At 74.4% G+C, this 22482-nt stretch carries 12 protein-coding genes; 2 read left to right on the top strand and 10 right to left on the bottom strand.

Features of this window, described 5'->3' with window-relative positions; translation table 11 throughout:
- Window positions 1-8 precede the first annotated feature (8 nt).
- From FHX81_RS24425 to eccCa, 10 genes are all read right to left on the bottom strand, one after another.
- Entirely contained in the window at window positions 9-1832 is a 1824-nt protein-coding gene (locus FHX81_RS24425; RefSeq protein ID WP_141980341.1) for a type VII secretion-associated protein, read from the bottom strand.
- Between the two features lie 44 nt (window positions 1833-1876).
- Window positions 1877-4771: an AfsR/SARP family transcriptional regulator gene (locus tag FHX81_RS24420; RefSeq protein WP_170232161.1), complete on the bottom strand. Its 2895-nt coding sequence runs from the start codon at window positions 4769-4771 to the stop codon at window positions 1877-1879.
- A complete protein-coding gene (locus FHX81_RS24415; RefSeq protein WP_141980339.1) occupies window positions 4768-5292 on the bottom strand; it encodes a hypothetical protein in 525 nt (174 codons plus the stop codon). Before FHX81_RS24415 ends, FHX81_RS24420 begins: the two co-directional genes overlap by 4 nt.
- 171 nt (window positions 5293-5463) lie before the next feature.
- Complete coding sequence (locus FHX81_RS42160) at window positions 5464-8205, bottom strand: AfsR/SARP family transcriptional regulator (RefSeq protein WP_246108296.1); 2742 nt, start codon at window positions 8203-8205, stop codon at window positions 5464-5466.
- 5 nt (window positions 8206-8210) lie between these two features.
- Window positions 8211-10925 carry an AfsR/SARP family transcriptional regulator gene (locus FHX81_RS24405; RefSeq protein WP_170232159.1) on the bottom strand — a complete coding sequence of 905 codons (2715 nt, stop codon included), beginning with the start codon at window positions 10923-10925 and terminating at the stop codon, window positions 8211-8213.
- Window positions 10926-11108: 183 nt separating this feature from the next.
- The gene (locus FHX81_RS24400; RefSeq protein WP_141980336.1) at window positions 11109-11294 is read right to left on the bottom strand and encodes a hypothetical protein; all 186 of its coding nucleotides are present in this window, start codon (window positions 11292-11294) and stop codon (window positions 11109-11111) included.
- A gap of 37 nt (window positions 11295-11331) precedes the next feature.
- Window positions 11332-11613, bottom strand: a complete 282-nt coding sequence (locus FHX81_RS24395; protein WP_170232158.1) for an AfsR/SARP family transcriptional regulator — start codon at window positions 11611-11613, stop codon at window positions 11332-11334.
- A 406-nt stretch (window positions 11614-12019) separates the two neighbouring features.
- Window positions 12020-14743 (bottom strand): AfsR/SARP family transcriptional regulator, encoded by a 2724-nt coding sequence (locus tag FHX81_RS24390; RefSeq protein ID WP_170232157.1) that lies wholly within the window; start codon window positions 14741-14743, stop codon window positions 12020-12022.
- Window positions 14740-15075: an AfsR/SARP family transcriptional regulator gene (locus FHX81_RS40720; RefSeq protein WP_170232156.1), complete on the bottom strand. Its 336-nt coding sequence runs from the start codon at window positions 15073-15075 to the stop codon at window positions 14740-14742. The genes FHX81_RS24390 and FHX81_RS40720 overlap by 4 nt, the downstream gene beginning before the upstream one ends.
- 259 nt (window positions 15076-15334) lie before the next feature.
- Window positions 15335-19339, bottom strand: coding sequence for a type VII secretion protein EccCa (eccCa, locus tag FHX81_RS24385; RefSeq protein WP_141980333.1), 4005 nt, complete (start codon window positions 19337-19339; stop codon window positions 15335-15337).
- Between the two features lie 283 nt (window positions 19340-19622).
- Here eccCa and eccD point away from each other — a divergent pair, with 283 nt between their 5' ends.
- Window positions 19623-21017, top strand: a complete 1395-nt coding sequence (gene eccD, locus FHX81_RS24380; RefSeq protein ID WP_141980332.1) for a type VII secretion integral membrane protein EccD — start codon at window positions 19623-19625, stop codon at window positions 21015-21017.
- 7 nt (window positions 21018-21024) lie between these two features.
- Window positions 21025-22449 (top strand): type VII secretion-associated serine protease mycosin, encoded by a 1425-nt coding sequence (mycP, locus tag FHX81_RS24375; RefSeq protein ID WP_141980331.1) that lies wholly within the window; start codon window positions 21025-21027, stop codon window positions 22447-22449.
- The last annotated feature ends 33 nt before the right edge of the window (window positions 22450-22482 follow it).

Raw genomic sequence — 22482 nt, 5'->3', positions numbered from 1 at the left:
CCACAAAGTCACTTGGTCACGGTCAGCGTGCCGACCACCTGCTCGCACGCGGGGCGGACCCGGTCGTGCCCGTCCTGCGGGTACTGGCACCCGACGCTGACCTGTACGTCGTCCTGGAACAGCACGTACCAGTCGATGACGGCCGACCCCACCTGTTCCCGGTAGTAAACGACATCCTTGGTGGCGAAGTCCGCGGAAGGGTCGAAGTCGGACACGTTCTCGCGCTGGTCGTACTGGTCGCGCAGCTCGGCCTCGGCCCGGCCCCGGTCCTCGGTGGCGTTGTAGTTGAGCAGCCGCTCCTCCACCGCGATGACGTCCAGCTCGGAGCCGGCCGACTCGGGTTTGAGCAGCACCTTGCGGGTCTCGACCTGGCCGCCGGTCTGCTGCCAGCCGCCCGGCGCGACGAAGCTGTAGTCGTACTGCGCGATGGTCTTGCCCGCCACGCCGGTCGAGGTCGTGGTGGGCGTCGTCGGTCCACCGCCGATGTCGTCGTCCCGGGACAGCGCGTACGCCACGGACGCGCCCACGATCGCGACCACCACGACGACGGCCGTCACGAGCAGCGGCACGCGGCTGCGGCGCGGCGGCGCGGGCGGTGGCGGGGGCGCGGGCGGTGGCGGGGGCGCGGGCGGCGGGAAGTACCCGGGCTGCGCGAACCCGGCGGGCGGCGAGGGCGGGGTGATCCGCCGGGTGATCTTGCGGGTCCGGTCGTCGGTGATCTTCCGGGTGACGTCGCCCTGGCCGGCGGGCAGCGCGCCCGTCCGCAGCGGGTCCACGCTGACCGCCCGCAGCGCGCCGCGCGCCACCACGGTCTCCGGCTGGTCGATGCTCGTGGGCACCACGCCGGACTGCTCCAGCACCAGGCGCGCCACCAGCGGGATGCGGCTGGACCCGCCGACCAGGAACACGCCGGCCAGGCCGCGCGGGTCGAGCCCGGCGTCGCGCACCGCCGTGACCACCAGGGCGGCGGCGCGGGTCAGCGGCGTGCTGATCAGGCGTTCCAGGTCGGTGCGGGTGACGTGGGCGTCGGGGAACGGCGGCGGCATCGGCACGTCGGTGTAGGCGTGCCGGGACAGCGTCTCCTTCGCGCCGCGCACGTCCTGGCGCAGCACCCGGCGCTTGCGGCGGTCGGCCAGCTCGCGGCCCTCGACGAGCCGGCGCCAGGCGTCCGGGTCGCCGGGCGAGACCAGCGAGCCGACGTGCTCCAGCAGCGCCTGGTCGACGTCCGCGCCGCCGAAACCGGGGTCGCCCTTGGTGGCCAGCACGCGGAACGCGCCGCCCTGGCGGGCCACCACGCTGGCGTCCACCGTGCCGCCGCCGAGGTCGAGCACGGCCAGCGCCGCGCCGTCGGGGATGGCGTGGGTCGCCGAGTGGAACACCGCCGCCGCGACCGGCTCGGGCACCAGCCGGACCTCCTGGCCGAGTCCCCGTGCGGCCTGGAGCAGCACCCTGGTGCGGATCGCGCCCCAGTCCGCCGGGTGGGTGAGCACGAGCAGGTCGACCCGGGCGCCGCCGGCCACGTGCCGCGCCTCGTCCACGGCCCTGGTCAGCACGGCGCGCACGACGTCGACCACGGGCAGCACGCTGGTGCCGAGCAGCAGCTCGCCCTCGTCGACGCGGCGCTTGGGGTGCGGCTCGTAGCGGGACGGGTCCACCGCCGCCTGGCGCTCGGCCTCCTGCCCGACGAACAGCGTGCCGTCGGCCGCCGCGAACACCGCGGACGGCACGATCGGCTGCCCGTCGACCACGACGACCTGCGGTTCGCGGCCGTGCCGGGACATGGCGACGCAGGTGCTGGACGTGCCGAAGTCCACCGCCACGTGCAAGCTCATCCGTCATCCCCTCGTCGGCCGGGGCGGGCCTGCATATGCATACCTCACGGGACCGACGGTGCGCCGCCGGGTCGCGGGACCACGGCCGAGGCCCGCTGGAGGGCCTGTCGCAACCTGTCGATCGCCTGGGCCGCGCCGACGTCCCGGTACTCGCGCATCGCCGGTTCCAGCACGGCCAGCGCGTCCTCGGGCCGGCCGAGCTCCAGGTAGCCCTCGGCCATGGACGCCACCGCGTCCACCACGCCGATGCCTTCCCCGATGTCGACGAAGATCCGGTGCGCCCGGCCGGCGAGCCGCACGCCCTCGGCGTGGTCGCCGGCGGCGAGCTTCACCCGGCCGGCGAGGTTCGTCACCCAGCCCGCGGCCCGCGGGTCGTCGATCGTCCCGACGAGGCGCACCGCCCGGTCCACCGCTTCGACCGCCCGGTCGACGTCGCCGCTGTCCAGCGCGCACCGGGCGATGCCGTAGTGCACCTGGGCCTCGGGGAGCGGCCCGAGGTCGCGGGAGATCGCCAACGCCTCCTCGAAGCAGGCCAGGGATTCCCGGTGACGTCCCGACTCGCCGAGGATCAGGGCCAGCTCCCGCACCGTCGAGCAGTAGGCGGTGCGGGAACCGCTGTTCCGCCCCGCCTCGACCGCGCGACGGGCCAGGTCGATCGCCGACTCCTGGCCGTTGATGTGGCCGTAGTGCGCGAGCGTCGCCAGGGCGATCGCCTCCTCCACGGTGTCGCCGTGCTGCCCGAACACCTCGGCGCACCGCTCCAACTGCTGCAACAGGCCGTCCTCGACGGAGCGCTTGAGCAGTTGGTAGACCCGGTGGAACTCCACGCCCCACGCCAACCGGACGTCACCCCCGGCGTGCAGGACGCCGGCCACCCGCTCGGCCAGTTCGGCCACCCGGTCCAGGGGGATGTAGACGTCGAGGTACCTGACCGTGCGCTGGTAGAGCCCGGCCGCCACCGCTCCCCAGCCCCGGCGGCAGGCCACCTCGATGGCGCGCTCCAGCGGGACCTGCTCGACCAGCAGCCACTTGACGCCGTCCTCGGTCAACCGGTCGACCTCCGCCGCGGTGAGCACGGTCGACGGTTCCGCCGGGATCAGGGGCAGCTCGTCCACGGTCGCCGCCAGCCGGTGGCACGCGGCGTCCGCGAGCGCGGTCAGCGCGTCGAGGTAGGCCCGCAGCGCCCGGGTGCCGCCGTCGTCCTGCTCGACCAGTTCGGCGGCGTACACGGCCAGGATGTCGTGCAGCCGGTAGCGCGGCTCGCCGGTCGCGTCACGGCCCACCTCCTCCAGCAGGTTGGCCTCGACCAACCGCTCGATCGGCTGCTCCGGGTCGGCCAAGCCGGTCAGCGCCTTGACCGCCCAGGACGCCACGTCGGACGCGCCGATCAGCCCCAACCTGCGGAACGCGAGCGCCGCGTCGGGCGGCAACGCCTCGTAGCTCAGCTCCAGGCCGGCGCGGACCTCCAGGTCACCCGCGGCCAGCTCGTCCAGCCTGCGGCGTTCGTCGGCGAGCCGGTCGGCCAGCTTGGCCAGCGGCAACGACGGCCGCGCGGCCAGCCGCGCGCCGACGATCCGCAGAGCCAGCGGCAGGCCGCCGCACGCCTCCGCGATCGAGGCCGCGGCCCCGGCCTCCGCCTCGACCCGGCCGTCGCCGATCACCCGCGACAGCAGGGCGAGTCCCGCCGAGGCGGTCAGCGGCGGCACGCGCAGCGAGTGGACACCGGGCAGGCCGCCGAGCAGGTGCCGGCTGCTGATCAGCACCGCGCTGGTCGCCGTGCCGGGCAGGAGGTGCCGCACCTGGTCGAAGCGCGCGGCGTCGTCCAGGACCAGGAGCACCGCGCGGTCGGCGACGCGGGACCGGAACGCGGCGGCGCGGGCCTCGAGCCGGTCCGGCATGGCGGCGGGGTTGAGGCCGACCGCCGTCAGCAGCTCGGCCAGCACCTCGGCCGGGTCGCGCGGCGCCGCGCCGGCGCCGTCCAGGCGGACGAACAGCTGGCCGTCCGGGAACCGGTCGCGCAGGGCGTGCGCGACGCGGACGGTCAGGGTGCTCTTGCCCGTGCCGGGTGCCCCGGTGATCGCGACCACCGGCACCGCCGTCCGCGACCGGTCGGTGAGCAGCGCCGACGCACGGGCGCACAGGTCGTCGCGGCCGATGAAGTCGGCCGTGTCCGGGGGCAGCTGGCACAGGGCGGTCCACGGCGTGAGCGCGGGCCTCGCGTCACCGGCCAGCACGGTGCGGTGCACCGCGCGCAGGTACTCGCTGGGGTCGACGCCCAGCTCCTCGGCCAGCAGCTCGCGCACCTCGCGGAACGCGGCCAGCGCCTCGCCCTGCCGGTCGCTGCCGTGCAGGGCCAGCACCAGCTGACCCCAGAACCGCTCCCTGAGGGGGTACGCCCTGGTCAGCGCGCGCAGCTCGGGGACGAGCCCGGCGGCCCGGCCCGCCGCCAGGTCCGCTTCGACCCGTCGTTCCAGCACGGCCAACCACTCGTCGCGCAGCGGCTCGACGTCCTCGCGGTGCAGCGCGTCCGACTCGACGTCCGACAACGGCTCGCCGCGCCACAACGCCAGCGCCTCGGCGTGCCGGCCTCCCGCCGCCAGTCGGCGGAACCGGTGCAGGTCGACCGACTCGGGGTCGACCTCGGCCACGTACGCGTTGGTGGCCGTCCGCACGACGTTGGCGTCGCCGAGCGCTTGCCGCAGTCGCCGCACCGCCATCTGCAACGTCGCCTTGACCCGGTCGGGGTTCGGCGCGGCGTCACCCCACAGCCGCTCGACCAATGCGTCCACCGGCACCGGCTGGTTCGCCCGCAACAGCAAGGTGGCCAGCAGCACCCGCGCGCGGCCGGCGGGGATCGGGACGGGCACGTCACCGTGCCACACCTCCAGCGGGCCCAGCAGGGTGAACCGGACGGCCGGGCGCGGTCCCGCGGCGGTCACGGCGGGCCCGCCTCGGCCTGGGCGCGGTGCGCGGCGGCGCGACCCGGGCCGTCCGGCGCGGTCACGGCCCCGGACCACAGCCGGCGCGCCGCGTCGTGGTCGCCCGAGGCCGCCAGGGTGTCGCCCGGGCGGTCCGGGGTCAGGGCTTCGTCGTAGCGCTCGCCGATGGACCGGTGCACCGGCGGCGCTACGACGTAGCCGCGCACCGCGTCGGCGAGGGTGCCGACGCGGTGGTGGAGGTGGCCGGCCGGGTCGAGGGTGCGGCGGTGGAGCATGGCCTCACCCGGCCCGTCCGCGATCGCCAAGGTCTGTCGGGCATGGTCCAGCGCCTCCACGTGCTTGCCGTCGTCCTCGTGCAGGACGCGCGGGTCGGCGTGGAGGTTGGCGCGGGCCCGCCGGTCGCCGGTGGCGCGGGCCGCGGCCGGCGCCTGCTCGACCACCCCCGACACGGTGGTCCTCTCCGGTTCCAGCCAGGCCGGCGGGTCGAGTGGTGTCCCGGGGTCGCGGTGGGGGGCGCGCACGGACTCGACCTCCTTCGCGGTGTGCAGGTAGTGGTCGAGCCGGCCCCAAGCACCCGGCCACGACCTCGCGGGCGTAAGCGTGCACGAGGTCGTGCCGGGAGAAGCGGCCGGGTCGGTGCTCGACCAGCGGGTTCATCCCGCTCAGCGCGCGCGGGCACGCCCACGACGCCCTCATGCCCGACCGCGCGGCTCCCCCGCCTCGTCCGCGCCCACCCCGAGCGCGGCGAGCCGGGCCCGCAGGTCGGCTTCGTGCGGCAGGCCGCGCTCGACCGACAGGTCCAGCGCGCGGACCAGGTGGGTCCGGGCCGCGTCCCGGTCGCCCGTCGACAGCAGCAGGTCGGCGTAGTTGGCGTGCAGGCGCACCACGTTCAGCCCGCTCCACGCCTCGGTGCCGTGCGCCAGGATCTCCCGGTACGTGTCCGCCGCCTCCCGCAACCGGCCCAGCTTGGCCAGGATCTGCGCCAGGGTGTCCTTCACCGCGCCGAAGTCCGGCTGGTCGGGCATCCGCTCGCTGAGCGCGACCGCCCGCAGGCACACCTCCAGCGCCTGCTCCGGGTCGCCCGCCAGCAGCAGCGTCCCGGCGTAGTTGTTCAACGTCACGACCAGGCCGGCCAGGTCGCCCTGCTCGGCGCGCCGCTCGGCCGCGCGCCTGCCGTGCTCGACGGACAGGTCGTAGCGGCCCAGCGCCTGGTACGCGCTCGCCAGCTCGGTCAGGGTCACCGCGATGCCGTGCCCGTGCCCGATCTCCTCGCGGATCTCCAGCGCCTGGCGCAACAGCGGCACCGCCTCCTCGCCGCGCAGGGTGTTGCGGTGGATGCTGCCGAGGGTGTGCAGCGCGACGGCCTCGGCGAACCGGTTGCCCAGCAGGCGCGCCGAGTCCAGCGCGATCCGGGTCAACGTCGACCACTCGGCCCAGACCGACGACAGGTACAGGTAGCCCCACAGACCGGTGGGCAGCTGCCAGGCGTGCTCCAGCCTGCCCCGCTCCCGCGCGAACCCGACCAGCACCCGCAGGTTCGGGAACTCGTCGTCCACCCAGCCCACGGCGCGCCGGCGGTCGGGGAAGGCCACCAGCGGCACGGCGTCGGTCAGCGGGGTCAGCGGCAGCTCGGTGCGGCTCTTGCGCAGCACCCGGTCCGCCCGGTCGACGTTGTGCAGGTAGAAGTCGAGCAACCGGTCCACGGCCCGGTCCCGCTCGGGCCCGGTCTCGTCGGTCCGGGCGCGGCCCTCGGCGTGCAGCCGCAGCAGGTCGTGCAGCGCGTACCGGCCCGGGCGGTGCTGTTCCAGCAGGTGCGCGCGGAGCAGCTCGCCCAGCGTCGACCGCACCTCGTCCGGCCGGACGCCGGTCAGCGCCGCGGCGGACTCGGCGGTGAAGTCGCGGCACGGCGTCACGCCGAGCAGCCGGAACAGCCGCTGCGCGGTCGGCGTCAGCTTCCGGTACGACAGGTTGAACGTCGAGCGGACCGCGGCGGGCAGGTCTCCGGGGATCTCCAGCTCGGCGAGCCGGTCACCCGACCGCAGCGCGGCCACGTAGTCGGCGACGCCGCCCGGCTCGACGGTCAGGGTCGCGGCGGCCACCCGCAGCGCCAGCGGCAGCCCCGCGCACACCCGCACCAGGTCGGCGACCGCTTCCGGTTCGGCGTCCACCCGGTCCGGGCCCAGGATGCGGCGCAGCAGGTCCACCGCCTCCGCCGGGGCGAGCCCGTTCAGCCGGACCAGCACGGCGTCGTCCAGCGCGACCAGGCCGCGCAGGTCGTCCCGGCCGGTGATCACGGTGAAGTTCCCGCCGCCGGGCGGCAGCAGCGGCCGCACCTGCGCCACGTCGGCGGCGTTGTCCAGCACGACCAGGGTGCGCCGGTCGGCGACCACCGACCGGTACAGCGCGACCTGGTCGTCCAGCCCGAGGGGGATGCGTTCCGGCGCCACGCCCAGCCCGCCGAGCAGGTGGGTCAACGCCTGACCGGGCGTGAGCGGCCGGAGGTCGTGGTCGTAGCCGCGCAGGTTGACCACCAGCTGCCCGTCGGGGAAGGCCGCGGCCGCGCGGTGCGCCCAGTGCACGGCCAGCGCCGTCTTGCCCAGCCCGCCCATGCCGGTGATCGCGACCACCCGCGCGTCCGCCGCCACCCGGTCCAGCTCCGCGATCTCCCCGTGCCGCCCGGTGAAGCTGCGCACGTCCGCCGGGAGCTGCCGGGGCGCGATCGGCCGGCCGCGCGGCCCGACCCCCGCGCCCAGGACCTCCTGGTACGCGTCACGCAGCCGTTCACCGGGGTCCACGCCCAGCTCGTCGGCGAGCAGCGTGCGCACCTCCTGGTACGCGGCCAACGCCTCGGCCGTGCGCCCCGACCGGTGCAGGGCGGGCACCAACGCGGCCCAGAACCGCTCGCGCAACGGGTGCTCCCGCGTCAAGGCGCGCAGCTCCGGCACCAGCTCGGCGGCCCGGCCCGCCTCCAGGTCCGCCTCGACCCGCCGTTCCAGGACGGCCAACCGCTCCTCCACCAGCGGCGCGACCTCCTCGGGACGCAGCACGTCGGACAGCGGGTCACCCCGCCACAGCGCCAACGCCTCGGCGAACCGCTCGTCGGTCACCAACGCGCGGAACCGGTGCAGGTCCAACGCACCCGCGGGCACCTCGGCCAGGTAGCCGTTCGTGACCGTGCGCACCACGTTCGCCTCACCCAGCGCCTGCCGCAGCCGCCGCACCACCATCTGCAACGTCGCCCTGGCCCGGTCCGGGTTCGACGCACCACCGTCCCACAACCGGTCCACCAACTCGTCCACCGCCACCGGCCGGTTCGCCCGCAACAGCAACACCGCCAACAACAACCGCGCCCGCCCCGCCGGAACCGGCACGGGCACGTCACCGCGCCACACCTCCAGCGGACCGAGCACCCGGAAGGTCGTCCCGTCCCCCACCGCGGTCAACCCAGTTCTTCCAGTTCGCGCCGCACCTCGTCGGCGAGCGGGTGCCGGAGCTCCTCGAAGATCGTCAGCGCCGCGCGGACGGCGGCACGTGCCTCTTCCCGGTCACCCAGGCGCCGGTGGGTTTCGGCGAGGTCGCGCCACACCCCGGCCTCGTAGTAGCGGTCGCCGGACTCCACGAAGAGGTCCAGGCTCTCGCGGATCATGGTCAGCGCGTCGTCCAGCCGTCCCAGCTCGCGGTAGGCGAGTCCCAGGGTGCCGAACGCCGCCGCGTGCCCGGGCAGGTCGGTCAGCCGCTCGTACCACCGGACCGCGTCCGTGGCGTGCCGGACCGCCTCCTCGTGCCTGCCGATCAGGTGGTAGCTCCAGGAACTCGCGGTGAGCGCCCGCGCCTGCCCGTGCGCGTGGCCGAGCTCCCGGAACAGCTCCAGCGCGGCCAGTTGCAGCGGCAGCGCCTCGGTGGACCTGTTGCCCGTCTCCTGGATGCCGCTGAGGTTCACCAGCACGTAAGCCTCGGACACGCGGTCGCCGAGGTCGTGGAACAGCCGGCGGGCCGTGCCGAGGTGCTCCCTGGCCTCGCCCCACCGGTGCAGCAGGGTGGCCGCCCGGCCCAGGCCGCGGTGCATGGCCGCCTGCCCCCGGACGTCGCCGAGCCGTCGCGCCGCGCCCAACGCCTGCCGGCACGCGTCCAGCCACTCCGGCCAGTGCCCGCTGGAGTGGAAGTACGTCGCGGTGCACTCGGGGATCAGCCAGGCCCGCGCGTCCGACGCGTGCTCGGCCGCGTGGGCCGCCACCGCCAGCAACGTCCGGAACTCGGTGCCGTACCAGGCGAGCGCGGCGGCGTGCGACTCGACGTGCTCGGGCCGGACGCCCGGCCGCGCCGGGGGCGGGTCCACCGGCTTGCGCTCCGGGTAGAGCGTCTTGTCGGCCTGCTCGGCGGTCCGCACGAAGTGGTCGAGCAGGCGGGTGCCGGCCTCGCGGAGCTCCGCCGGCGCGTGCTCCTCGGCGGCCTGGTCGCGGGCGTAGCCGCGCAGCAGGTCGTGCAGCGAGTACCGGCCAGGGACCTGCTCGGCGACCAGGTGCGCCCGCGCCAGCTCCGCGAGCGCGCGGCGGGTCGTGGTGAGGGGCAGGGCGGCCAGGCTCGCCGCGGCGGCCGGCGAGATGTCCGGGCCCGGGTGCAGGCCGAGCAGCCGGAACACGAGGGCGGCGTCGTCGCTCAGGTACCGGTAGGACCAGGAGAAGACGTCGCGCACCGACGTGAGCCGGTCACCGGTGTCCAGCGCGTCCAGCCGCGTGCGGTCGGCCGCCAGTTCGTCGGCGAACGCGCGCAACGGCGCGGAGGGCGCGCCCGCCGTGCGGGCCGCCACCACCGCCAGGGCCAGCGGCAGGCCCGCGCACCGGGCGACGAGCTGGTCCACCGCCTCCGGCTCGGCGGTCGACCGCGACCGGCCCACACCGGCCTCCAGCAGCGCCACGGCCTCGTCGCGGTCGAGCAGGTCCAGCCGCACGGGCCGGGCGCCTTCCCGCACGACCAGGCCCGTGAGCCGGTCGCGGCTGGTGACCAGCACCAGGCAGCCGGGCGTGCCGGGCAGCAGGGGCCGCACCTGGTCCGCGTCACGGGCGTTGTCCAGCACCACCAGGACCCTCCGGCCCGCGAGCAGGCTGCGGTACAGCGACGCCTGCCCCTGCGCCGTCGGCGGGATCCGGGACGGCGGCACGTCCAGCGCTTCGAGGAACCCGCGCAGCGCGTCCTCGGCCGGCATCGGCTGCCCGGACGGGTCGTAGCCGCGCAGGTTCACGTACAGCTGGCCGTCCGGGAACCGCGCCGCGACCTCGTGCGCCCAGTGCACGGCCAGCGCGGTCTTCCCGATGCCGGCCGTGCCGCTGATCGCCGAGATCACCACGGCCGAACCGGACGCGGCGGCGTCCAGCTCGCGCAGGGCGCGGTGCCGTCCGACGAAGACCCGCGGCCGGACCGGCAACTGGCGCGGCGGGCGGGCATCGCGCGCCGGCGTGGCCGACTCGGCCAGGACCAGCCGGTGGACCTCGCGCAACACCGGTCCCGGCTCCACCCCGATCTCCTCGACGAGGAGCGCGCGCACCTCCTGGTAGGTGGTCAACGCCTCCGCTTGCCGTTGCGACCGGTGCAGCGCCAGCACCAGCTGGGCCCAGAAGCGCTCCCGCACCGGGTGCCGCCGGGTCAGCACCCGCAGCTCCTCCACGACCTGCGCGGCCCGACCGGCCTCGATGTCGCCGTCGAGGCGTTGTTCGAGCACGCCGAGGCGGTGCTCCAGCAGGGGCGCGACCTCGTCGCGGTGCAGCAGGTCGGACCGCACGTCCGGCAGCGGGTCACCGCGCCACAGGGCCAGCGCCTCGGCGTGCTCGCCCCGCCCGGCCAACGCGCGGTAGCGGTGCAGGTCGAGGCTGTCGGGCGGCACCTCGGCGACGTAACCGCCGATGGCGGTGCGGATCACGTTCGCCTCGCCCAGCGCCCGGCGCAGTCGGGTCACCGCCATGTGCAACGTCGCCTTGGCGCGCTCCGGGTTGGGCGGCGCCCCGTCCCACAGCCAGTCGACCAGCAGGTCCGCGGGCACGACCTCGTCGGCCCGCAGCAGCAGGGCGGCGAGCAGGGTGCGCCCGGCGCCGGCGGGCACCGGCACGTCCCGGCCGTCGACCCGCACGCGCAGCGGACCGAGCACGGCGAACTCGATCACCGGACCCCCTTCCACCTCGGCGTTGACATGGTTCACGACGTGCCGCCGGGCGGCTACCGAGTTGTGGCGGCACGCACCAGCCGGACGAAGCGCGCCCACCCGGACCCCACCCGGACCCGAGCCGGGCCGACGCCTCGGCGGGCAGCCGCCCGACGGCGTTGGCCGCGGTGTGGGCGTACCGGGTCAGCGCCCGTGCGGTGACCCCGGTTCGACGCCCGGCTCGGTGGCGGTGACGACCTCGCCCGCCCGCACCAACGACGTGGCCGGCAGGACCCGCGCCCTGCCCGCGGGGACGGCGACGGGGCGGGCGGCGCGCGTGACTCCGAGCGGTCCGAGCACCCCGAACCCGGTGATCGACCTTTCCCCCACGGTCGCCAGTGTACCGGCGTGATCACGCCTGGTGACGTCACGACGACAGGTGGTCGATCTCCCCGCGCAGCGACGCCGCCTCGGTGTGGAACCAGCCGACCGCGTTCAGCGCGCCGGGCGGGACGTCGGCGAGGTCGCCGTTCCCGGCCGTGCGCTCCACGTTCGCCTCGCCCAGCGCCTGCCGCAGCCGCGTCACCGCCATCTGCAACGTGGCCCTGGCCCGGCGCGGGTCGGGCGGGTCGCCGTCCCACAGCCGCTCGACCAGGTCGTCCACCGCCACCGGCCGGTTGGCGCGCAGCAGCAACGTCGCCAGCAGCACGCGCGCCCGCCCCGCGGGCAGGGCACCGGCCGCTCGCCGAGCCGCACGTCCAGCGGTCCGAGCACGCCGAACCGGACGTTCGCCGTCATACCGGGCAGCCCTCCGCTCCACGTGGTGTCGACGCCGCCTGTGTACCCGCCCTCGTCACCCGGCGTCGCGGGCGATTCCCGCCGGGGTGAGCAGGCCGTGAGCCGATTGTGAGGTCCGTCGCGCACAGTGGTCACGTGCACCGCCGCGACTCCAACGGGCCGCGGGACCGGAGGTCCGATCGAGGGGGGAAGCCGGTCCCGGTGACGGGCGGGTCGTCGGGGGGCGACGCGCCCGTCCGGCCCTCGCCGCGGTGACGACCGGATCGCGGGGCCGCCGACTCCTCCCCGTCGGCGACCCCGCGATGTCGGTCCGCGCCTCACTCCCCTCCGGCCAGCCGCGCCCGGATCTCGGCCTCCTGCGGGAAACCCGCCTTGACGCACAGCTCCAGGGCGTGGGTCAGGTGCACGCGGGCGGTGCCCGGGTCGCCCAGGCGCAGCAGCAGGTCCGCGTAGTTCAGGTGGGTCCGCATGGCGGACAGGCTGTTCAACTCGCCGACGCCCCGCGCGAAGATCCGCTGGTAGGTCGCCGCCGCGTCGGTCAACCGCCCGAGACCGATCAGGACCTGCGCCAACGTCTCCTCCACCACGGCCGGCGCCAACCGGCCGGGCAGCCGCCGGTACAGCTCCACGGCCCGCAGGCACACCTCCAGCGCCTGCTCGTGGCGACCGGCCGCGCTCAACGTCCCGGCGTGGTTGTTCAACGCGATCGCCAGCGCGGGCTCGTTGCCCGACCCGGCCCACAGCTGCACCGCCCGCTCGCCGAACCGGACGGCCTCGTCGTGCCGGCCGAACGACTCGTAGGCGCCCGCGAGCTCCAGGCAGCTTGCCGCCATGCCGTGCACGTGGCCGATCTCCTCCCGGATCGCCAACGCCTGGTGCAGGTGGTCCAGCGCCTCCTCGGGCCGCATGTTGCGGGTGATGCCGCCGAGCGTGTGCAGGGCCACCGCCTCGGCGAACCGGTTGCCCAGCCGGCGCGCGGACGCCAGCGCGACCTCGGTGAACCCCCGCCACTCGGTCCAGACGTAGTTGCGGTACAGGTAGCCCCACAGCGCGGTCGGGATCTGCCACGCGTGCTCGTGCCTGCCGTGCTCGCCCGCGTACGGGATCACCAGCCGCAGGTTCGGCATCTCGCCGTCGATCCAGGCCACCGCCTCCGCCTGGTCGGCGAACGCCAGCAGCGGCACGGCGCCGTCGACCGGGGTCAGCGGCAGCTCGGTGCGGGTCGGCCGGATCACCCGGTCCGCGCGATCGATGTTGTGCAGGTAGAAGTCCAACAACCGGGTGACGGCGAGGTCGTGCTCCGCCGCGGACCCCTCGCTGCGCGCGGTGCTCTCCGCGTGCAGCCGCAGCAGGTCGTGCAGCACGAACCGGCCCGCCCGCGGCTGTTCCAGCAGGTGCGCGCGGAGCAGCTCGCCCAGCACCCGCCTGGCCTCGTCGAGGCCCATCCCGGCCAGCGCGGCGGCGGTCTCGACGGTGTGGTCGCGGCACGGCGCCACGCCGAACAGCCGGAACAACCGCTGCGCGGCCGGCGTCAACGCGCGGTACGACAGGAAGAACGTGCTGTGCACCGCGGACGCCGGGTCGCCGGGGATCTCCAGCTCGGAGAGGCCGTCACCGGCCTGCAACGCGGTCACGTAGTCGGCCACGCCGCGCGGCTCGCCCGCCAGCGTCGCCGCCGCCACCCGCAGCGCCAGCGGCAGCCCCGCGCACAGGTCCACCAGCTCGGCGATCGCGTCCGGCTCCGCGTCCACCCGGTCCGGGCCGAGGACGCGGCGCAGCAGGTCCACCGCCTCGGCCGGCGCCAACCCGTTCAGCCGCACCAGCACGGCGTCGTCCAGCGCCACCAGGCCGCGCAGGTCGTTGCGGCCGGTCAGCACGGCGAAGTTGCCCGCGCCCGGCGGCAGCAGCGGCCGCACCTGCGCCACGTCGGCGACGTTGTCCAGCACGACCAGGATCCGCCGGTCGGCCAGCACCGACCGGTACAGCGCGACCTGCTCGTCCAGGGCCGCGGGCACCCGTTCCGCGGGCACGCCGAGCGCGCCGAGCAACTGGGTCAACGCCTGTTCCGGCGTCAGCGGCGGGAACTCCTGGTCGTAGCCGCGCAGGTTGACCATCAACTGCCCGTCCGGGAAGTCGGCCGCCACCCGGTGCGCCCAGTGCACCGCCAGCGCCGTCTTGCCCAGCCCGCCCATGCCGGTGATCGCGACCGCGGTGGCCGCCCGCGCGTGCGCCGCCAACCGGTCCAGCGCGGCCACCTCGTCCCGCCGGCCCGTGAAGCTGCGCACGTCGGCGGGCAACTGCCGGGGCGCGGCCACCCGGCCGGGCGGCTCCGGCACCGCGCCCAGGGCCAGCCGGTGCGCCTCCCGCAACTGCTCGCCCGGCTCCACGCCCAGCTCCTCGGCCAGCAGCACGCGCACCTCCTGGTACGCCGCCAACGCCTCGGCCGTGCGCCCCGACCGGTGCAGGGCGTGCACGAGCATCGCCCAGAACCGCTCCCGCAACGGGTGCTCCCGGGTCAGCGCACGCAGCTCCGGCACCAGCTCGGCGGCCCGGCCCTCCTCCAGGTCGACGTCGATGCGCCGTTCCAGGACGGTCAGCCGCTCCTCCAGCAGCGGCGCGACCTCCTCGGCGTGCAGCACGTCCGACCGCACGTCCGACAACGGCGTGCCGCGCCACAGCGCCAGCGCCTCGGCGAACCGGCCCCGCGCCGCCAGGTCGCGGAACTCGTGCAGGTCCAGCGCGCCGGGCGCGACGTCGGCCACGTAGCCGTGCGTGACCGTGCGCACCACGGTCGGATCGCCCAGCGCCTGCCGCAGCCGGGCGACCACCATGTGCAGCGTCGCCCTGCTCCGCTGCGGGTTGGGCCGGTCGCCGTCCCACAGCCGCTCGACCAGCTCGTCGACCGTCACCACCTGGCCCGCCCGCAGCAGCAACGCGGCCAGCAGCGCGCGGCCCCGGCCGGCGGGCACCACCACCGGCTCGTCACCGCGCCACACCTCCAGCGGCCCGAGGACGGCGAAGCGGGTCACCGGCCCGGTCACGGCAGACCGGCCGCTTCCGCCCGCAACGCCGCCACGTTGCCGTGCCCCGGCTCCTCCGGGATCGCCGGCGCCGCCTGCCACGCCTCGCGCGCCGCGGCGTGGTCGCCCGCCGGCGCGTGCGTGTCGCCCAGTCGCAACGTCGCCCTGGCGCGGCCGGGGTTCGCCGACCTGCCGTCCCACAGCCGGTCCACCAGCACACCGGTCGGCACCACGTCACCCGCGCGGAGCGGCAGAGTCGCCGGCAGCACGCGCGCCTTGCCCGTCGGCAACGCCACCTGCCTGCCACCGTGCCAGACCTCAAGGGGCCCGAGCACCTTGAACTCGGTCTCCACGCGCCACCCCCCTAACGTGCGCGCCGAAGCATAGGGCAGCGCACCGACAACCCCCGGGACGGCGTGAGTCGAGTGTGAGCGCCGTCCGGCAGAGTCGGACCCGTCCACCGCACCGGCCGCACGGCGGCCCGCGACCCGGGGGGTGCCGCCGTCCGGGCAGGTGGGACGGTCGCGGTGCGGCGACGGCCCGCCGGACCCGGGAGCCGGACACACGGGAGGCCCCGCCTGGGCGGGGCCTCCCGGTCGTTCCGGTACCCGGTCAGTCCGGGTCGATCCACGCCACCTGGATGCGCTGCTGGCCCAGCTTGCGGGTGACCAGCGTGCCCCGACCGGGAGGCTGCGGCGACGCCTTCAGGTTGCCCACGATCGCGCCCTCCTCCTTCGAGCCGGAACCGACCATGATGGGCGCCGAGATCTCCTTCAGCTTGCCCAGGATCGGGTCGTACATCGCCCGCGACGCGCCACCCATGCGGCGCACCGCGACGATGTGCAGACCCACGTCCTTGGCCTGCGGGATGAACTCCGCCAGCGGCTGCAACGGGTTCTGCGCGCCCTGCGGCGCCACCAGGTCGTAGTCGTCCACGACCACGAACAGCTCCGGGCCCTTCCACCAGGAGCGGTTCTTCAACTGCTCCTGCGTGACGTCCGGGCCGGGCAGGCGGTTGGCCATCGAGCCCCGCACGTCCTTGATCATGTCCGTCAGCTGCGCCGAGGACACCGCGTAGGACAGCAGGTGGTCGGTCTCGATGTAGCCGAGCATGGTGCGCCGGTAGTCGACCAGCATGATCAGCGCCTCGGTCGAGGTGTAGCTGGTCATGATGCCGCGCACGATCGTGCGCAGCAGGTTGGTCTTGCCGGACTCGCCGTCGGCCAACGCCATGAAGTGCGGGTCGGCGTCGAAGTCGAGGTACACCGGCGCCAGCTCGTCCTCGTTGACGCCGATCGGCACCAGGTGGCCCCGGTTCGGCCGGTGCTGCTGCACCTGGCCCAGGAACTCCGGGTACGGCAGCAGGTCGGGCAGCAGGCGGACCTGCGGCGCGCGCGGGCCGCGCCAGGCGCCGCTCACCTTGGCGATCATGTCCTGCACGCCCGCCGCCACGTTCTCCGCGTCGGACGAGGCGTCGATGCGCGGCAGCGCGGTCAGGAAGTGCAGCTTCTGCGGCGACAGACCGCGACCCGGGCGGCCGGGCGGCACGTTCACCGCGACCTTGCGGTCCACCTCGGACTCGCTGACGTCACCGAGGCGCAGCTCGAACCGCGTGCCGAGCAGGTCCTTCATCGCGGGCCGGATCTCCGCCCACCGGTTCGCCGCCACGACCACGTGCACGCCGTAGGACAGACCCTGCGCGGCCAGCGCCTGGACCATCGGCTCCAGCGCCTCGAACTCCTGCCGGAAGTTCATCCAGCCGTCCACGACGAGGAACGCGTCACCGAAGTTGTCGTCCCGGATCTCGCCGCGCCGCCTGCGGTTGCGGAACTCGACCATCGAGTCGATGCCTTGCGCGCGGAACCGCTGCTCGCGCTCGGTGATCAGGCCCGACAGCTCGGCCACCATCCGGCGCGCCTTGTCCACGTCCAACCGGCTGGCGAACCCACCGACGTGCGGCAGGTTCTCCAGGGACGCCAGCGTGCCGCCACCGAGGTCGAGGCAGTAGAACTGCACTTCCTGCGGCGTGTGCGTCAACGCCATGGCGGTGATCATCGTGCGCAGCATCATCGACTTGCCCGACTGCGGGCCGCCGACGATCGCGCCGTGGCCCGCGGCACCGGAGAAGTCCGCCCACAGCAGGTCGCGCCGCTGCTCGAACGGCTTGTCCACCACGCCCAGCGGCACCTGGAGCTTGCCGTTGGAGAAGAACCCGGGCGGGGTCAGGCCGCGGTCCTCGGTCGCCTGCAACGGCGGCAGCAGCGTGTCCAGCGACGGCGGCTCGTTGAGCGGCGGCAGCCACACCTCGTGCGCCGGCGGGCCCTGGCCCACCAGCCGCTCGACGATGACCTCGAGCTCGGAGGGCTCGTTCGAGTCCTCCTCCTTCTTCTCCTGCTTGACCGGCTCGATCGGCCGGACCGGCTCCTTGGGGATCTCGATGTAGTCCGGCACGAAGTAGCGCGGGCGCTTGTCGCTGGTCACCGGCGCGGACGGGCCCGCGACCTGCAACCCGGCGGGCCGGTACGGACCGGACACGTACAGCGCCTTGAACCGGGTCAGCGGCGAGCCCTGCACGCCCAGGTACCCCGAACCCGGGATGGGCGGCAGCTCGTAGGCGTCCGGCACGCCGATCGCGGCGCGCGACTCCGCGGCGGAGAACGTCTTCAGGCCGATCCGGTAGGACAGGAACGTGTCCAGGCCGCGCAGCTTGCCCTCTTCGAGGCGCTGCGAGGCCAGCAGCATGTGCATCTGCAGCGACCGGCCGACGCGGCCGATCTGCAGGAAGATGTCGATGAAGTCCGGCTTCGCGGTCAGCATCTCGGAGAACTCGTCGATGCAGATGAACAGCGCCGGCAGCGGGTCGAGGTCGGCGCCGTTCTCACGCGCCTTCTCGTAGTCCCACACGTTCTTGTAGTTGCCCTTGGCCAGCACTTCCTGGCGCCGGGACACCTCGCCCGCGATGGCGTCCTTCATGCGGTCGACCAGGGTCAGGTCGCCCGCCAGGTTGGTGATCGTCGCGGCGACGTGCGGCGCCTTGTCCAGGCCGAGGAAGGTCGCGCCACCCTTGAAGTCGACCAGGATCATGTTGAGCGAGGTCGAGGAGTGCGTGGCCAGCATGCCCAGCACCAGCGTGCGCAGGAACTCGGACTTGCCGGAACCGGTCGCGCCGATGCACAGGCCGTGCGGGCCCATGCCCTCCATGGCCGCTTCCTTGATGTCCAGCTCGACCTGCTGGCCGAACTCGCCGATGCCGAACGGCACCCGGTAGCGGTCGCGCACCGGCCGCGGCCGCCAGGCCGCCTGCACGTCGAAGGTCATCGGGTCGCCGGGGATGCCCAGGAACTCCAGCAGCGGCGGGTTGTTGCTCATCGACAGCGGGTCCTCGTCGCTGCCGCCCGCGTCCACGCCGCCGATCCGGTACGGCGACAGCCGCCGGGCCAGCGCCTCGGCCTCGACCACGCTCAGCCAGTCCGGCGAGCCGAACCACTCCACGCCGCTGGCGCTGCGCGCGCCGAGCTTGCCGTCCTCGATCACCAGCCGCAGGCCGCGGCGCGCGGTGAGGTTGCCCAGCGACTCGGACAGGTCGAGCAGCGTGACACCGACCAGCCCCTCCTCCAGGATGATCTGCTCTTCCCGGGTGACGTCGCCGTCGTCGATCACGATCACGACGTGCGGCTGGTCGGCGGGCGGCGGCGCGTTGCGGGTGAACCGCTGCCGGTCGCGCAGCTGGTCGTCCAGCATCTGCTCGACCTCGGCCAACGAGCCCGCCATCATCCGCATCTGGCCGATGCCGTCGACGATCGTCGGGTGCTGCACGTGCGGCAGCCACTTCATCCACTCCCACTCGGCCTTGGTGCGGCCGGTGGTGACGACGGCGATCAGCAGGTCGTCCGGCGAGTGGAAGGTGACCATCTGGGCCAGCAGGGCGCGGGCCAGGCCGCGCTTCTCCTCGATGTCGCCGAGCAGGCCGACGGCGGCGAAGCCGCGCAGCGCGATGGAGATCGGCAGGTCGGGCACCAGCGAGTGGGCGCGCACGAACCGGCGCAGCGCCAGCGTCGCGATCGGCTCCAGCTCCTCGACCGGGCCGGTCTGCGGCGGCACGAGCCGGGTCGCCAGCCGCTGCGAGCCGCGGCCCGCGCGCAGGTGGCAGAAGTCGGGGTCGTTCTGCCGGCGCTCCCACATGCGCCGGGTGGTGGCCAGGGACCACAGCATCTGCGGGTCGGGGTGCACCCACTCGCGCTCGGCGCGCTGCTCGTTGGCGGCTTCGCGGGCGCGGTCGCGCATCTGGCCGAGGTAGCGCAGGTAGTCCTTGCGGTCCTCGTTCATCTCGGCCTTCTTCTGGCCCTTGCCACTGCCCATGCCGCCGGCCATCATGCCGATGGTCGAGACCAGCATCATGCCGGGCATGATCATCGCAGCGGGGCTGCGCCCGCTGTAGCTGAACATCAGCACCATCATGCCGACGGACGACACGATCATGACGACGGGCATCGCCTTCATCATGATGTTGCCGGGGATGACCCGGGGCACCTCGGGTGGCGGTTCGAGGTGGACCTCACCGCCCGGAGGGCGGGGGGCGGCGAGGCGTGCCGTGCGCTTGAACTGCAGCGTGCTCACCTAACAGGCACCTCTTCAGGTCGATCCAGAAACCAACACCCCGACTGCGCTCCACTGCCTCGGCCCGCCACAGTCGCACCGACACTATGGCGCATCGGAACCCCGCACGACGGGGGGTCGGTGAAATCCGCGGCCGACGTGTTGCGCGGAACGGCCGTGCCACGGCGGCCCCCGGCCCCATACTGGGTCTGCTCCGCCAGGGGCGGACCGAACCGCGTCCGACCGGACCAATAAGGTCGGGGCGGACCACGGCACACACTGATCAGGACATTAGGGGGCGCTGGTGGCGACCGGTACGACGGTGTTCAGCCGGGTGACGGTGGTTGCGCCGCGAACGCGTATCGACGTCGCGCTGCCCGCCGACGTCGCGGTGGCCGACCTGCTGCCGATGCTGCTGGACATGGCCAAGGAGGCCACTCCGGACGGTGGCGTGCGGCACGGCGGCTGGGCGCTGGCCAAGCTGGGCGACGCCCCGCTGGACCCCAGCCGCACGCTGGCCTCGCTCGGCGTGGTCGACGGCGAGCTCCTGCAGCTGCGCAAGCGCAACGAGAACCCGCCGCCCCCGCTGTACGACGACGTGGTCGACGCGATCGCCGAGTCGGACCCGGACAGCTTCCGCCCGTGGACCAAGGACACGGCGCGGCGCTACGGCCACCTCGCGGGCGCGCTGGCGCTCATCACGGCCGCGGTCGCGGTGCTGATGGCCGGTCCGCTCGCGGGCGGCGGCAACCTCGCGCCCGCCATCTGCGCGGGCGTCCTCGCCGTCGTCGCCATCGCGGCGGGCGCGGTGGTGGCCCGGTCCTACTCCGCGACCGGCACGGGCGTGCTGGTCGCGGCGGCGGGCGGCCTGCCCATGGCCTACGTCGCCGGCCTCTACATCGTGCCCGGTCCGATCGGCCGGCCGAGCCTGCTGCTGGCCAGCGTGCTGGTGCTGATCTTCGCCTCGGCCGCGATCCTGCTGATCGGCCGGGGCATCACGGTGTTCATCGCCGCCGCCACGGCCGGCGCGCTGAGCGCCCTCGCGTTCCTGATCGGCATCTTCGTCGACCACCCCGTGCAGGGCATCGCGGCGGGCACCGCGGCGGTCTCGCTGGCGGCGCTGTCCGTGCTGCCCCGGTTGACGATCCAGCTGGCCAAGCTGCCGCTGCCGACCGTGCCGGGCAGCGCGGAGGACCTCAAGGAGGACACCGGTTTCCCGGAGTACTCGGTGATCGAGCGGCGCACCGCGAACGCGCACGAGTACCTGACCGGCATGATCATCGGCTGTGGCGGCACGGCCGCCCTGTTCGCCGTGATCGCCGCGGGCGACGGCACCATCTGGGGCCCGCTGCTGGCGATCGTGGTGACGTTGGTGCTGCTGCTGCGGGGCCGCGCGTACGCCAACGGCGCGCAGGCGGTGGCGCTGCTGGTCAGCGGCATGGTCGCGGGCGCGGGCGTGCTGCTCGGGTGGCTGGTGGAGTCGTCGCCGGGAGACCGGCTGCTGTACGTGTTCGGCGCCCTGGTGATCGTCGGCGCGGCCGCCCTGGTGCTCGGCGTGATCTTCCCCAACCAGAAGTTCTCCCCGGTGCTGCGCCGCACGGTCGACGTGCTGGAAGCCATCCTGATCGCCGCGGTGCTGCCGCTGGCGCTGGCGGTGATGGACCTGTACGTGGCCATGCGCCAGCTCATCCCCGCGTGAGGACCCGATGCGCATCCGCAAGATCGCCGCGCTGACCGCGGCCGCGGTCACCCTGGTGACCGCACCCGGCGCGTACGCCCAGCCGTCCACGACGAACGCCAACGCCCGGCCGAACTCGCAGCCGCCGCCGGTGGACCGGTCGTTCCTGCGCCCGCCCGAGGCGCCCAAGGAAGACGTCGACTACCAGAAGAAGACCGAGTGCGTGACCTCGGGCACGGGCAACCGCCCGATCCCGAACAAGCCGTGGGGCCAGATGCAGCTCCGGCTGGAGGAGGCGCACCGCTTCGCCACCGGCAAGGACATCAAGCTCGCGATCATCGACACCGGCGTCAACACCCACCCGCGGCTGCAGGGCCGCGTCATCCCGGCCGGCGACTACGTCGAGACCGAGAAGAAGGGCAACGACGACTGCGACGGCCACGGCACCGAGGTGGCGGGCGTCGCGGCGGCCAGCAAGGACGAGCAGACCGGGTTCATCGGCGCCGCGCCCGAGGCCACCGTGCTGGCGTTCCGGCAGACCAGCAACCACTTCAAGTACGAGGACCCGGCCAAGAAGGACAACCGGGACTCCGCGGGCAAGGTCGCCACGCTGGCCAAGGCCATCATCTCCGCCGTCGACCAGGGCGCGCAGGTCATCAACATCTCGCTGACCGCGTGCGCGGCCCCGAGCGCGCCCAGCGACCAGGAACGCGAGCTGCAGGCCGCGATCGACTGGGCGGTGAACGACAAGGACGTCGTCATCGTGACCGCCGCGGGCAACATCGACTCCAAGGGCGGCTGCCAGGGCCAGAACGACAACCAGGACCCGAACACGGTCAACGTGGTCGCGTCGCCGCCCTGGTACGCCGACAACGTCCTGTCGGTGGCGTCGATGAACATGGACGGCGAGGTGTCGTCGTTCTCCGTGTGGGGCCCGTGGGTCAGCGTGGCCGCGCCCGGCGAGAACATCGTCACCCTCGACCCGCGCGGCCAGGGCCTGACCGACGCGAACTCCGACGAGAACAAGCGGCTCACCGCCATCCAGGGCACGAGCTTCGCCTCGCCGTACGTGGCCGGCGTGGTCGCGCTGGTGCGCCAGCGGTTCCCGGACCTGAAGGCGCGGCAGGTGATGGACCGGATCAAGGCGACCGCGCAGCACCCGGGCAACCCGAACGGCCGCGACCACAAGGTCGGCTACGGGATGATCAACCCGGTGGCCGCGCTGACCGCCGAGCTGCCGTCCGAGCGGCCGGGCGCGAAGCCCACCACGCCGGAGCAGCTGATCACCAACCTGGGTCCGCTGAACCCGCCGAGCAGCACACCGATGATCGTGGCGCTGTCGGGCACGGGCGCGGGCGTCGGCCTGCTCCTGCTGACCCTGTTCATCGTCCACACCGTGAACCGCAACCGCGCCCGCCGCGCCCTCGCACCACCCAGGCGCTCGACGATCTGACGCCGGAAGGGCCGCCCGACGGGCGGCCCTTCC

Origin of the sequence: Saccharothrix saharensis (assembly GCF_006716745.1) — a bacterium.
GTDB classification, from domain to species: Bacteria; Actinomycetota; Actinomycetes; order Mycobacteriales; family Pseudonocardiaceae; genus Actinosynnema; species Actinosynnema saharense.
Note: the sequence above shows the minus strand (reverse complement) of the source record. Positions and strands in the feature narration are given on the sequence as shown.